The organism is Bradyrhizobium sp. USDA 4501 (assembly GCF_054062115.1).
In genome coordinates this window covers 5,022,476-5,035,847 of record NZ_JBSSEX010000001.1, presented here as the reverse complement: position 1 = coordinate 5,035,847, position 13,372 = coordinate 5,022,476, and the positions used below count along the sequence as shown (strand labels likewise).

General features: G+C 59.4%; 8 protein-coding genes, 4 pseudogenes and 1 other annotated feature. Of the genes and pseudogenes, 4 read left to right on the top strand and 8 right to left on the bottom strand.

The features are described 5' to 3' along the window. Positions 1-14: 14 nt before the first annotated feature. From ACVWZM_RS22875 to ACVWZM_RS22855, 5 genes and pseudogenes are all read right to left on the bottom strand, one after another. Positions 15-1,210 (bottom strand): IS3 family transposase gene (locus ACVWZM_RS22875; RefSeq protein ID WP_456854956.1). Its coding sequence is split into 2 segments (ribosomal slippage): positions 15-925 and positions 925-1,210, totalling 1,197 coding nucleotides; the frame shifts between segments, so codons are not numbered across the junction. A 59-nt stretch (positions 1,211-1,269) separates the two neighbouring features. Continuing rightward, a pseudogene (locus tag ACVWZM_RS22870) lies at positions 1,270-1,949 on the bottom strand (IS3 family transposase); the annotation flags it as partial. Then, positions 1,540-1,656 (bottom strand) — a sequence feature (AL1L pseudoknot). It overlaps the preceding pseudogene by 117 nt. Positions 1,950-2,213: 264 nt before the next feature. After that, positions 2,214-2,990, bottom strand: a complete 777-nt coding sequence (locus tag ACVWZM_RS22865; protein WP_141343368.1) for a toll/interleukin-1 receptor domain-containing protein — start codon at positions 2,988-2,990, stop codon at positions 2,214-2,216. 52 nt (positions 2,991-3,042) lie between these two features. Continuing rightward, positions 3,043-3,164, bottom strand: a pseudogene (locus ACVWZM_RS22860) (IS3 family transposase); the annotation flags it as partial. A 65-nt stretch (positions 3,165-3,229) separates the two neighbouring features. Beyond that, positions 3,230-4,369, bottom strand: coding sequence for a hypothetical protein (locus tag ACVWZM_RS22855; RefSeq protein ID WP_456854954.1), 1,140 nt, complete (start codon positions 4,367-4,369; stop codon positions 3,230-3,232). A 565-nt stretch (positions 4,370-4,934) separates the two neighbouring features. On the opposite strand from ACVWZM_RS22855, the pseudogene ACVWZM_RS22850 reads away from it, so the two are divergent. Together ACVWZM_RS22850 and ACVWZM_RS22845 are read left to right on the top strand one after the other, a co-directional pair. Next, positions 4,935-6,012, top strand: a pseudogene (locus tag ACVWZM_RS22850) (IS256 family transposase); the annotation flags it as partial. A gap of 468 nt (positions 6,013-6,480) precedes the next feature. Next, positions 6,481-7,829 (top strand): annotated as a pseudogene (locus ACVWZM_RS22845) (IS701 family transposase). Between the two features lie 98 nt (positions 7,830-7,927). Here ACVWZM_RS22845 and ACVWZM_RS22840 read toward each other — a convergent pair. The 3 genes from ACVWZM_RS22840 to ACVWZM_RS22830 form a co-directional block, all read right to left on the bottom strand. Then, positions 7,928-8,494, bottom strand: coding sequence for an RNA-dependent RNA polymerase family protein (locus ACVWZM_RS22840; protein ID WP_229160076.1), 567 nt, complete (start codon positions 8,492-8,494; stop codon positions 7,928-7,930). Positions 8,495-8,570: 76 nt separating this feature from the next. Then, a complete protein-coding gene (gene ltrA, locus ACVWZM_RS22835) occupies positions 8,571-9,821 on the bottom strand; it encodes a group II intron reverse transcriptase/maturase (protein ID WP_456854952.1) in 1,251 nt (416 codons plus the stop codon). 518 nt (positions 9,822-10,339) lie between these two features. Then, positions 10,340-10,981 carry a reverse transcriptase domain-containing protein gene (locus ACVWZM_RS22830; RefSeq protein WP_456854950.1) on the bottom strand — a complete coding sequence of 214 codons (642 nt, stop codon included), beginning with the start codon at positions 10,979-10,981 and terminating at the stop codon, positions 10,340-10,342. A 671-nt stretch (positions 10,982-11,652) separates the two neighbouring features. Between ACVWZM_RS22830 and ACVWZM_RS22825 the strand changes: the two genes are divergently transcribed. Together ACVWZM_RS22825 and ACVWZM_RS22820 are read left to right on the top strand one after the other, a co-directional pair. Then, positions 11,653-12,492, top strand: coding sequence for a nodulate formation efficiency C protein (locus tag ACVWZM_RS22825; protein WP_456854948.1), 840 nt, complete (start codon positions 11,653-11,655; stop codon positions 12,490-12,492). Continuing rightward, on the top strand, positions 12,455-13,225 hold the full coding sequence (locus ACVWZM_RS22820; RefSeq protein ID WP_456854946.1) for a hypothetical protein: 771 nt from the start codon (positions 12,455-12,457) through the stop codon (positions 13,223-13,225). Before ACVWZM_RS22825 ends, ACVWZM_RS22820 begins: the two co-directional genes overlap by 38 nt. The last annotated feature ends 147 nt before the right edge of the window (positions 13,226-13,372 follow it).

The window sequence follows — 13,372 nt, the reverse complement described above, 5'->3', positions numbered from 1 at the left end:
CCATTTGGTTTGAGTCACGCGGCTATACCGAACTCCTCGGTCTGCGCATAGTAGCGTGCCTCAGCTTCGGCCGGCGGGATGTTGCCGATGGGCTCGAGGAGCCGCCGGTTGTTGAACCAGTCCACCCATTCGAGCGTGGCATATTCGACGGCATCGAATGAACGCCACGGACCACGTCGATGGATGACCTCGGCCTTGTACAGGCCGTTGATCGTTTCGGCGAGCGCGTTGTCGTAGGAGTCGCCGACGCTGCCGACCGACGGCTCGATGCCGGCCTCGGCCAGGCGTCGGTGTATTTGATCGAGACGCACCCCGCGATCGGAGTGGTGGATCAATCCAGCTTCCGGTCGTTGCTGTTGGATCGCCATCGTCAGGGCCGACGAGGCGAGTTCCGTGCGCATGTGATCGCCCATGGCCCAGCCGACGATCTTACGGCTGAAGAGGTCCATCACAGCCGCCAGGTACACCCAACCTTCCGCGGTCGGGATGTAGGTGATGTCGGCGAGCCAGACCCGATTCGGAGCAGGCGGCGTGAAGTCGCGCATGATCAGGTTCGGTGCGATCGGCAGGTCATGACGGCTGTCGGTGGTGCGAACCCGGCGTGGGGGCTGCATGATGGCTCGGATGCCATGCCGCTGCATCATCCGCTCGATCCGGCCACGGCTGGTGCCGCGTCCCTGCGACGTCAGAGCGGCATGGATTCGCGGACTGCCATAGCGCCCGCCACTGTCCTGATAGACCTGCCGGACCTCAGCCAGCAGCGTGGCATTGGCTTGTGTCCGTTCGCTCACCGGGCGCGTGCGCCAAGCGTAATAGCCGGCCGGCGAGACCTCGAGCACCTCACACATCAGACGAACCGGATACATGTTGCGGTGATCCTCGATGAAGCGGAAGCTCATGTCCGGGTTCCGGCAAAGATCGCGATCGACTTTTTTAGGATGTCGCGCTCCATGCGTAGCCGTTCGTTCTCCTGGCGCAGCCGGGCGATCTCCGCAGCCTGGTCCGCCGACATCGGCGTCGTCTGCGTGGTGGGGCGCCACGCCGCCGATGTCGGCTCCTGCCGGACCTTGTCTACCCAGCGTCGCAGCACCGAATCGCGCAGACCGAGTTCCTTGGCCACCGACGGGACCGAGCGACCGCTCGACATCACGAGCTCAACGGCTTGGCGCTTATAGTCCTCCGTGAATGACCGACGTTCACGACCTTGCATTCGACACCTCCTGGCTCTCCGAGCCTACTACAGGTGTCCACTCATTCGGAGGAGGTTCAGGGTGCCGCGCGATCGCTTATCGTGGTGCGCACGGGCTTGCCCCGGATCGCCCCTTGCAGGCCCATTTCCTTCATCAGCCGCGCCACCGTACAGCGGGCGACATCCCGACCTTCGCGCCGCAATTGGCGCCACACCTTGCGCACGCCGTAAACAGAGAAGTTCTCCTCGAACACGCGGCGGACCTCGACCTTCAGCGCCGCATCGCGCCTGGCGCGGGCTGAAAGCCTGGCTGGATTGCGCCGCTTGGCAACGTGATCATGGTAAGTCGACGGGGCAATCAGCAGCACCTTGCAGATCGGCTCGACCCCGTAAGCCTCGCGATGATCATCGATGAAGGCGATCATGGCTTGAACCGGCGGTCGAGCTCCGCCTGGGCAAAATACGCCGATGCCTTGCGCAGGATCTCGTTGGCCTGCCGGAGCTCCCGGTTCTCCCGCTCCAGTGCCTTCAGACGCTCGGCAACATCCGTCGGAAGCCGACCCGTGCGCCGCTGTCTACCTCGGCCTTCTTGACCCACTCATTGAGTGTCTGTGGCGTGCAGCCGATCTTCGCGGCAATTGAGCACACCTGAGCACACCGCCGCCCAGCGTGACGGATGCTCGCCTTCGTGATCCAAAACCATCCGTACCGCGCGGGAACGGACCTCAGTTGAAAATTTGTTCGTCGTCGTCTTGCTCATAACGGCCCCACCTTCTCAGGAGTTGGGGCCTCCGGCAATCCCGGGGCGGTTCAACCTAACCAACGGCATTGTACCACCCTTCTGTACCACTGAGGAGCGAGTAAGCCATTGAATTTGCTAATTTGCTTTGGATTTCACGCTCTTAGAAGGGCGATGGTGCCCAGGAAAGGTTTGGCGTCTGCAATCCAGACAACCTTGAGAACATTCAGTTTTTTGTCGCCCTTCTAAGATTCTTTGTACCAGCTTTGTGTACCAAGGAGGTGGCTAAAACCGGCGCCCCACAATCGTGGTCAACGAAGACGTTGGAGCCAGTACCAGATCGCCGGTCATCCCACTGCCGCTACCCCCGATGGTCATCGATGTGGTTCCATCGGCATAGTCGAGGAACTTATCTTTCTTCAGAGCTTCGAGCGCCAATCGGATCGCAGTTTCCCGCCATTCTGCGACGTTCTGGACGTTCACTGGTCCGCCGCTGGCGCCCTTGATGGCCGAAATCAGTTCCGGCCATGCGGCTTGGATAGTGCGCAAGTGTGGGAGCGCTTTCACTTCGAGTGAATACTTGTCCTCAAACGCAACCACCTTCTGAATGAAACCCGTCTGAGTGAAGCCCGTTGCGTCGATGGCTTGGATCGTTGCGTTCAGCTTTGCCGCAAGCATCGCGAAGAGACGCCCGAGACCCTCAGCGTCATGCGCCTTAACCGCTTGCAGCAAGTTGAGCGGCAACGGAAGCTGCACAAACCGTAGACCTGAGTGACAAAGGGGGGCGACCGTGATGTCGCGAGCCCATCCTCCTCCTGCCTCGAAGTTGATCCACGGGCGATGGATGCTGATGGGACTACATAGGATCATGACTGCCTGCGCAGACCGAAGCCCCTCTGTGATCTTGTCCAGCCACCTTGAACCAACCGCGATGGTTGTGTCTTCAGAGGACAAAAACACCTCGATCATGCCCAAAAATACCCGCTCGATCTCCGTTTTGAACAACCCTGCCAATTCGGCTTCTTCGTTGATGTGGCTGAGAAAAACGAGTGGCTTGGTCATGGACACTTCAAGGCTCTGACTTAACGATTTGGGAGGACAGTTTCTGCCACGGCTAGGCTACCGCGCGGAACGGCAGCGGACGAAGTAAGCTTGATCCGGGGCCACCATCAAGGCTCGAATGGGGACTCCGACCATTGTAGAAGGCGAGGGTCGGCCGATCGAGGCGCGGGCATCCGGCCCCTCCAAACAGCTGCATTCCGATCGTCGACCTGGGAGCAGACGATTACGTATATGTCGTACTAGCTGAAGTAATCCTCCGGCCCGCCTTCGCGGACCATATCGAGGGTAAAGCAGTGGAATCCCCCACCAAAGAGCCGCCTGTGGCGGTGCCGAACCGGGACCACCTGAAAGCGATTCCGTTCAAGAATCCGAGCCAGTTCGGGACAGGCATCGTTGACCAAAACGAGGTCAGGAGCGACCGAAAGGACGTTGATATCTATGTAAAGACTGGACAACAGCAGATCGTCGTCGTCGTAAGTTGGGAGATTGTTTTTGAGTGGTTCGGGCGCGACTATCATGTCCCAGTTGCGCATTGCTTCTGGCAAATAATCGGCCACCTCGCGAGACCGCACGAGCAGCCGCCCCGGTGCAAGCGGTAAGACCATGCTATCAATATGGCTATCGCTCAGTTTGTAGGCCCGGTGGATCCGAAATCGTCCATTTAAATGGCGCTCTAGCCAATCGCATGCCATCGCATGATTCTCGGTGGCGATATTTACGACCAGATCGCGTGCCAAACGCAAACACTGCGCACCATCCCACATCATCTCTAGGCCAACGTCATAGGGATGCGCTCGGGGATGGCGGATCGGTTCTATTGGGCCGCCGGTCGTTGATAGGACGTAGGAAGGATCGAATGACCGGTCGGTCATCAATGGGCGCGGCATCACCGACCATCGCGCGCCTTCGCCGAAATAGGACGCGAAGATTGGTTTGAGAGATTGGGTCTCAAAGTATCGCGATCGGAGCATGGGAGGGGTCTCGATCACCTCGTCTCCAACCACCAACGCTATGTCGCGGACATTGAGCGGCGGCACCACCGCCGCTGACCAAGCAAGGGTACGAACCTCAACGCTGGACACATCGAGCGTCATCGGTCGATGCACGGTCACGTCAAGCGCTCGCAACGTGTCTACAATTCCTTCGACGTCCTCATTCAGTTCATCAAGGTACCGGTCCTTGATCCGGTGGCGGACCCGTGCGTCAGTTTGCGTACCTGCTGCCGCCAGACGCGGATAATACCACTCCGAGCGCCCCTTCAGATTATCATGAAAGAATAGATCGAAAGAGAGTTCGCGATCGTGAGCCGTATAATTGGTGGCCGTACCCACTACGACTTCGTTCAATCTCGACCACTCATCGTACGAATTCAAGGTCATGACACCTCCAGCAGCGCGATCTTCCGCTCTCTGCTTCACTGAATGGGGCACGGATCACCCGCTTTGGTTGACAGGTCAGATGCGCGGTGCGCTGTTGCCGCATACGTGCTCTGCACCACGTATTCAACCTATCTGACTTGGGAGGTCCGCCACTACGCGATGACGTATTACCTATCGCCTGTCTCGGTGGCATCGCGGGCATTGGGCTCCCGGTTCTACGTCTACGTTCGCTCGAACTTGGCCTCGCGGAATACGCGCAGCCCGTCGGCGCGCGGTAATGGTTCTCTCGACATGCTAGTTTACGAGCATTGCTCGGCGCAATTCGGCCGCTTGCCCGGGCGCGATCACCGCCGACGAATTGAACAACTCGTCCATCATATGCTGATCTGCTTCGGCTCCCGCAGATGGTATGGTGGTTGGCACAGAGGCATTTGCCGTTCGCCAAATCGAGTGCCTTGGAACGATTGTGAGCTATGCGGGAAAGTGGGTGATGAGGGACTGAGATAGGCGGCGTATCGAGGCGGGTGACGAGCCTGCCAGAACCTCTCGAGGAGAGCGATACGCCATGAACGAGACTAGCGATATTGTTGCACTTCGTCAGCCCGATGAGATCGACGATCCACTGACCGATATTCTGCGCGCTGGTGCGCGGCAGCTTCTGGCGCAGGCGATCAAGGTCGAAGTCGAGACCTTTCTTGCCACCGTGAAGGACTTGAAGCTTGCCGACGGGCGCGCCCGTGTGGTGCGGCATGGTTACGGGCCGGCGCGGAGGATCCAGACCGGGGTCGGCCCGGTCGAGGTCGCGCGGGCGAAGATTCGCGACCGCGGGACGTCCAGCGATGGCGAGCGGATCCGGTTCAGCTCGGCGATCCTGCCGCTGTGGGCACGGCGGACCAGAAGTCTGGATGCGCTGTTGCCGGTTCTGTACCTGCGCGGCATCTCGACCGGCGATTTCCAGGAGACGCTGACGGCCTTGCTGGGCAAGGACGCGCCGAACCTGTCGCCCGCGGTGATTTCCCGGCTGACGGCCGAGTGGCAGGGCGAGTACGAGCGCTGGAGAGGCGCGACTTGTCGGCGCGACGATACGTGTATGTGTGGGCCGATGGCGTCTTCCTGCAGGCCCGCATGGAAGATCACAGCGAATGCATGCTGGTGCTGATCGGCGCGACGCCGGAAGGCAAGAAGGAACTGATCGGCTTTCAGGTCGGCGTGCGGGGAAGCGCGCAGAGCTGGCGCGAGTTCCTGATCGACGTCAAGCAGCGCGGGTTGCAGACCGCCCCGGAAATTGCCGTCGGCGACGGCGCGCTCGGCTTCTGGAAGGCGCTCGACGAGATCTGTCCCGATACGCAGCACCAGCGATGCTGGGTGCACAAGACCGTGAACGTCCTCGACAAGGTCCCGCTCTCGGTACAGGCCACCATGAAGAAGGATCTGCGCGAGGTCTACTGGGCACCGAACCGGGCGTCCGCCGAAGCGGCGATCGACGTCTTCGCCGAGAAATACCGCGCCAAGTACGGCCAGGCGGTCGAATGCCTGGTCAAGGATCGCGACGCGCTGCTGGTCTTCTACGACCTTCCTGCCGAGCATTGGGATCACTTGCGCACCACCAATCCCATCGAAGCGTGTTCGCCACCGTGCGGCACGGAGGGAAGGGGTTCCCGGAATGCTACGGGATACGATGGTTTGAAAATGCGTGGCGCAACCGCTGCGTTTGAGCCATAGTTACTTGGCCGTCCTCTTCGTTCGATGGCTTGGTTAGCGCCAACAGATGGATCGCTGAGCCGTGTGACCGATACTACGCAAGCTGGTAGCTGCGGGCCTTGTATTTCCGTGTCAGGTTGCGGAGCATAGATCGCTGGTTTGTGTTGGAATGCACGCTCCGTTTAGTGCTGGAGCTGTGTAGTGCGCGGCGACCTCCCGTACATAGCTTGCGTCATTTTGCTGGGACTGGCTTCGCTGGCAATCCTTGCGGCCGCAACCTTCATGCAATGAGGTGACCGACTTCTCAGGCGATGCTCCCCGGAGCGCAGCAAGATGGATGGTTGGTTAGCACTACGTTGGCAGATTGTTGATTTTGCCGCGTTTTATAGGATTCCCGAATCAATTTTTCAATGATTCATGGGTGGTCGGCTCTGGGAGGGCTGACCATGCCCGGATGGGAAGACGAACTCGAACGCTGGCTGATGCCGTTCTTGGACCGGCTGGGTCATAAGACCCGGCAGCGGATGTGTCCTCTGTATGTTGCGGGATTGATCGGTCCGGGCGATCGCAAGAGCGTTCAGCCGATGGCGGAACGCCTTGCCTCGGGCAACTACGACCAGTTGCACCATTTCATTGCGGACGGTGTCTGGGACGCGACGCCGCTGGAGACAGAGCTGCTCAACCAGGCGGACCGACTTGTCGGCGGCAGGGATGCGGTGCTGGTTATTGATGACACCTCACTTCCCAAGAAGGGTGAGCGCTCGGTCGGTGTTGCGGCTCAATACGCCTCGGCTCTCGGTAAAACGGCAAATTGCCAAACGCTGGTGTCTTTGACGCTTGCTCGCGGCGAAGTGCCCGTGATGGTCGCGTTACGTCTCTTTCTGCCTGACAGTTGGACAAGCGACATATCTCGTTTGAAGCGCGCTCGCGTGCCAGTCGAACATCGAACGGCACGGTCCAAGCCCGAGATTGCTCTAGCCGAGATTGACCGCGCGATGGCAGCCAACGTGCGCTTTGGATGTGTGCTGGCGGATGCAGGATACGGCCTCAGCGCACCGTTTCGACAAGGGCTAACAGAGCGCGGGCTGACCTGGGCTGTCGGCATCCCTCGGCACCAGAAAGTGTATCCGGTCGATGTGAAGCTCATTTGGCCGATTACCAAGGTCCGCGGAAAACCACGAAAGCACCACGTGCCCGATATCTTATCGATTGCCGCAGAACAAATGCTCGCCAGCGCCAAATGGAAAACCGTGAGTTGGCGTAGCGGGACGAAAGGTCGGCTGAAAGCCCAATTTGCTGCTCTCCGTGTCCGGACCGCCGACGGCCCTCCGCAGCGGATATGGGATAAAGGTCAGCAGCATCTCCCAGGCGACGAAGCCTGGCTCATTGGCGAGCAACGTGCGTCCGGGGAGAAGAAATACTATCTGGCCAACCTTCCGGCGGCGACGGATCTGCGCACGCTGGCCGCCACCATCAAGGCACGGTGGATTTGTGAGCAGGCGCATCAGCAGTTGAAGGAGGAGCTTGGACTTGACCACTTCGAAGGGCGATCATGGCACGGTCTTCATCGCCACGCCCTGATGACAATGATTGCCTACGCCTTCCTGCAACATCGTCGCCTCGCACATGCGGGGCGGAAAAAAAGAATCAACGGGCCTCCGCCTCAGCCAACCATGCCAGCCGTACGTCACGCCATCGTCGATCTCATCCTTCGGCCGCCGTCTCAGCAGTGCCCATATTGCCGAAAGCAAATCCTTGAAAAACAGTGGCGAAAACAGATTCTGTTCGCGGTAGGGACCCCCATCACTGGGCGCCCCCCGCGCAGATCCCGGCGAGCCCAATTAAGGCACCGGGCTCCTACCTCGGGTGTTTGACGGCGAAGCGCAGCTTCGGCCATGGATGAAGGATGCGAACCTTGGGGAGCCAGTCGTCGGTGATCTGCGTTATGCGATCCCAGGTCAGACAGTTCCGCTGACTGCGCCGCCGAAGCGTACGCCTCCAGAGGTCGGTCAGATAGAACCGAAACGCATTGAGCGCTCGGCCATTCGTCGGGACAGCAAAGTACGCAAAGTGGCCGGTCACGACCTGCCTGAGCCATCTCCCCTGTGCAGGGATCGGCCAGTGCATTCGGCGCCTCAGCTCCTCCTTGATCTCGCGGAGTTTGGTTCGCATGCGGTCGCTACGGGTCTTCCGTTGAAGCTGGAAGCGCCCTTGGCGTGATTTGCCGCAGATGAATGTGAACCCCATGAACGCAAAGGTTTCCGGCTTTCCGAGTCCGCGCTGCTTACGTTGAGCCGCCGCATGGCGACCAAACTCAATCAGGCGGGTCTTGGCCGGATGGAGCGTCAGCTCGAACTCCTCCAGTCTCGCGCGCATCGCATCGAGGAAACGACGTGCGTCGTCCTCGCGCTCAAAGCCGACCACTAGTCGAGTCGCCCGGGGGAGTTTCACCCCCAGGCGCTCACAGATCCGGACGTGAACGTCTCCGCTCATCCGGCTCTTACCGTCCAGCCGCCGTCTTGTGCAGCATCGGCCAATGGGCCAACAGCGTGGGGGGGCGGCAAGCAATGTCCCGTACCCAGTGCTCTGCCCGTCTTCGATGTCGCCGCAGACGTTTGTATTTCGACATCGCCCATCGCGCGAGACATCGGTCGAGATGGCGTAGTGTCGGGTAAAGCGCCGACTTGTAGTACCGACCATAGTAGTTCATCCAGCCTCGAATGATCGGGTTGAACATCCTCGCCAGGTCGTCGATCCTCTTATCCACCCGGCAGCGTAGTTGCCAGGCACGGATTTCCTGTCGGATTGCCTTCGTCGCGGCATTGCTGACACCGGGGCTGAAGTTGACGAAGTGCTTTCCCCAACGGTTCTTCGACCGACGGGCACGGAACGTGTAGCCCAAAAAGTCGAATTTCTGTTCAGGATAATCACCTCGCCGGTCGTCATCCTTACAATAGACTATCTTCGTCTTGTCCGGATGAAGCTCCAGTCCGCATTCGGCAAAGCGCTTCGCAAGCGCCTCCTTCAGTTCTTGTGCCTGCCGCTCACTGTCGCAATGGCAGAGAATATCATCGGCATAACGCTCGAACGGGATGCTCGGATGATTTCTTCGCATCCACATGTCGAACGCATAGTGGAGAAAGAGATTCGCCATCAGCGGTGATACCACCGAGCCCTGCGGCGTGCCCTTCTCTCGGGGTTCAGGGGTGCCGTCTTCCAGTTGAACGGGAGCTTTAAGCCACCGTTCAATGTACAACAACACCCAAGCGCAGTCCGTGTGCTTCCGAATCGCCTTGAGCAAAAGCTCATGCGATATCGAGTCAAAATAGGCCCGAATGTCGAGATCGAGCACGAAGGGATGCCGCCAGCATCGCTGGCGAGCAACCCCAACGGCATCGAGCGCCGATTTTCCGGGTCGATATCCGAACGAGTCTGGATGAAAGTGTTTCTCCAAATCCGGCTCCAGATATCCTTTGACGACCGCCTGAGCAACGCGATCCGACACCGTAGGAATTCCTAGTGGCCTCTTCCCGCCGTCGCGCTTGTCGATCTGCACACGCTTGACCGGCGGTGGAAAGTAGCTACCCGAAGACATTCGATTCCAGAGCTTGTACAGATTGCTCTGCAAGTCTGCCTCGAACACCTCGATCGACTGCTCGTCCACACCGGCTGCGCCCCGATTTGCTTTGACCCGTTTGTACGCCTCCCAAACCCAGCGCTTGGGGATGTCATACGGCTTTGCTTGACCCAAAAGAGTCCTCCCGTCTCCGGTTGTTCTTCCAATCAAGCGGGACAGTGCCGTGCCTTCGCTCCGCCACCATTACAGTGCCTTCGTCACTACTACACACGGCTCCGTCCCTGCATCGCGCATTGGTACTCAGACTCTTGTGGGGCTTCCACTTGAACCATTCCCTTGGCATCGCGATACAGGTTCCCACGTTCCGCACAGAAGCCTGAACCGAGGTCACGCCACCTCGCCTGCCGGACGCCGCCTGAGCCGTAAACAGGTATCGCTCAGACTGATCCCAAGATAACGACTACCCCTTGGTTTTGACGTCTTCCCTACGCTTTCGACAGTTCATCGGTGGTTCGCTTGCGCTCGTCTCCTCGATCCTTACCTGACAGAGTCTTGCTCTGCCTTTTCCGGTCTCGCTCACCACCTCGACCATTGGGCCGAAGCAGCAGCCGGTGGTTTGAACCCTGATCCTGCAACCCGAGTTCGAGGGGCCAACCCCCATCTTCTGTGCAGCAAGGCTGCTCAAAGGTGCTCTACATCACACCTCCTTCGCGCCGTCGTGGCGCACCATCGTCCGCGTAACGCACGATGATCATGCCGCCCGTAGCGTCGCGCCGTCGCCAGCGCTCGGCCCAGAGATCGAACACAAAATGAAGGTAGACGTTGGCGAGGAGCGGCGAGATCACCGAACCTTGGCCCGTTCCCTTATCATTGGTCGTGACGATTCCGTCTTCAAGAACGCCCGCCTTAAGCCATTTCTGGATCAGGCGGATGATGCGTTTGTCGCCGACCCGATGCTCAACGAAGCGGGCCAGCCAAGATTGGCTGACCCCATCGAAGAACGACCGAATGTCGGCGTCCAGGATGTAGTTCACCTTCGTGCTGTTGATCCCGGCAACCAGGGCGTCCAGCGCATCATGCTGGCCGCGCCCGGGCCGGAAGCCATAGCTAAATCCGAGGAAGTCCTCCTCGAAGATCGCGTTCAGCACGGCAGCAGTTGCGCGTTGGACGATTTTGTCTTCCAGGGCAGCCACTGCGAGCGGGCGCTGACGGCCATCCGCCTTCGGAATATACCGGCGGCGGCTTGGTTGCGCCCGGTACGCTCCCCGATGGACCCGTGCGTGCAGGTCTGCGATCTTGCGATCGAGATCGGCCTCGTAGTCCCGCCACGTCACCCCATCCACTCCAGGCGCCGCCTCCCGCTTAAGCGCGAAGAACGCCGTCCTGAGCATAGGCAGGCTGAGATGGTGGTAGAGCGCGGTGAACCGTTCCTTCTTCCTTTGCCTTGCGCGTTGGAAGCCTTAATCGCATCTACCCAAAGGCTCGGCCGGAATTTGGCGTCGACTTTGCTGCCACGGCGCCAACTCAAACAACGCCGAGGACGGTAACTGAAGCGCGCTTTTCATCATGTGAGGGCTGGCAGCGAGGGTTCGCGTCCGATAGTTACCCAGATGACAACGTCGATAAGACGCGGCTGTGGACAGGCCTGAGTGCAGGGATCGGGACCCGACCATGTCGGAAAGTCGCTAAAGCTAACACAAAAACACAACGAACCGCCGACTATCGGCTGGCACGAAGAATGCAGATCCTTGGGCGTGCCTGCGGGCCCTCCCTCAGGCATGGCTACCATCGCAACTTGAGGCCGTGGCTGGCCACTGAGGTTAGCGGCGCGTGACACGAGGACAGGGCGGCGTCTGCTCGGCCGATACCGACGGGCGCGTCGTCACGTCGCCGCTAACTTTCAGTGCTGAGGACAGCGAAGTCGCGGTCCCCTTAGGATTGAGCCCGCCCAGAGAGAACAGGTAGATCCGGGCAGCAGGTGAGGAATGGCTGGAACAGGTGAGAAATGGCTGGAAAATGCGCGCCCTCGTTCTGTCTCGCGCTTCTGCTGATCTGCTGCGCTGACCTAGCCGTCACAAACAGCAGTGTTCGCGCCAACGACATCCCTCTCGTGCATAACGTCAAATCAACCTGGCGGGCGCAAAACGGCGAGACCGTCGAACAAATCCTCTCCAAGGTCTCGAAAGTAGCGCACTTGGTCCCTCGAAGCTGGGGCGTCGCTCGAGGAGCCGACCGAAGCGAATATGTTTTCTTTTCGTGGACCAGGCACCGCGACAATCGATCACACGAAGTGTACGTCATAACTTGGAGGTTCTCTTCTGAGGGAACGCCAGAGATCGCCTCGACATACGCGAAGCCGCTGGAACTGGGCTGGCGCGCCTTCGCTCTCTCGCTGATTGCCGCTGAAGTCACGGACGGCATAAAGGACGTGAACCTTCGCTTTCTGCATGATCCGGCCAACTTCAACTTCGTGACCACCCCCCAAGGCAAGCTAGGCGATCTGCTCAGGCATGGCCGTTGCACCATCGTAGAACCTGTTGGCGTGGATTATTTACCGAAGGTGAATGAGACGCGGATTACCAAAGGCGATCTATGGCGGGTTCTCCTTTTGGTGAACTGCAATATTCCGGGGCCCGATTACTTCACCCGAAAAGGTGTCATCATCTTCGAGAAGCGCGAGGGACAAGCTTGGGAGCCGCAGTCGTTCTTTGCCCGGCGCATAGCGACATTCCCCCCGGGCTCCTGGTTCGATCACATAGAGCGGAATGAACGGGACGCGCTGGAAAGGGCGCGAAAGGCCTCGGAAAATGAACGCAGAGAACAATTTCGCGGCGCGGCTCCTTGACGCTGGGCGCCGCGCGGCAATCGCGCGTACGTGTGGCGTGCAGGCGGATGTTTCGTACTACGTCGACGAGGCGCTTAAGGAGCTTTGGCGAACGAGATCGCCCGAAGAGGCAAAAGCGATCGCAGAGCGGTGGGTATTATGGGACGCGAAAGGGAAGCCCTGGCCGCGCATGCCTCCGCTGGAAAACGTTGTTTCGTTCAATCGCACCGACTGGACAGTGACATCAGTCGTGACGCGGCCTATGACGCCCTTGCAGACAATCCGCGACTGGTTCGAGAAGCAGGATGAACAGGTGCGATACGAGATCGCCGGCATGGCGGCACTTTTGATCTTTGAAGGAAGCGGTCTCCGCGACTTCAGCAGCGAAGAGTGGTGTGACTATTTTGGGAAGTGGCTGAACGAACCCGCACTCCCCAACCATACAGTTATCGGCCGTGCTTTGACGTTCCGCACATGCCTCGAGTATTTTGGCGAGAGCAGGTTCACAGAGGAAGGGTGGGCACGATCCGAGCAGGCAGCTTTCAAAATCCTAGAAGATGCGAACCGCGATCCGGATTCCGAAGCCGCGAATCTCGCACCGATTGCACGAAAAACATTGGCCACCTTACCCGCGCGGAAAAGCAATTGGATCGAAGTGGGGCGGTCCTGGAGAAAGCTGGCGAGCGCCAAGCTCACTGCCCAGGCTCTCAGGGTTTGGGGCGCCTCGCAGGCGAAGCCGAATCATAGGCTTTAGCCCGCGTCGAGGGTTCGGAAATGCGCGGTAGCGACATCGGCCCAAGAGCGGTCAATATTTGAAGAACCTTGTCGCGCAAGACTACGGTCAGCTCGTGGGCGAGGTCATGGAAATTGCTCCACATCGGAATGGCCTCGTTTGACGCGC

What these genes read in the sequence shown, in the direction of transcription:
- ACVWZM_RS22855 (WP_456854954.1), bottom strand. Translation starts at nt 4,369, where the DNA reads ATGACCTTGAATTCGTACGATGAGTGGTCGAGATTGAACGAAGTCGTA.
- ACVWZM_RS22865 (WP_141343368.1), bottom strand. Translation starts at nt 2,990, where the DNA reads ATGACCAAGCCACTCGTTTTTCTCAGCCACATCAACGAAGAAGCCGAA.
- ACVWZM_RS22820 (WP_456854946.1), top strand. Translation starts at nt 12,455, where the DNA reads ATGAACGCAGAGAACAATTTCGCGGCGCGGCTCCTTGACGCTGGGCGC.
- ACVWZM_RS22825 (WP_456854948.1), top strand. Translation starts at nt 11,653, where the DNA reads ATGGCTGGAAAATGCGCGCCCTCGTTCTGTCTCGCGCTTCTGCTGATC.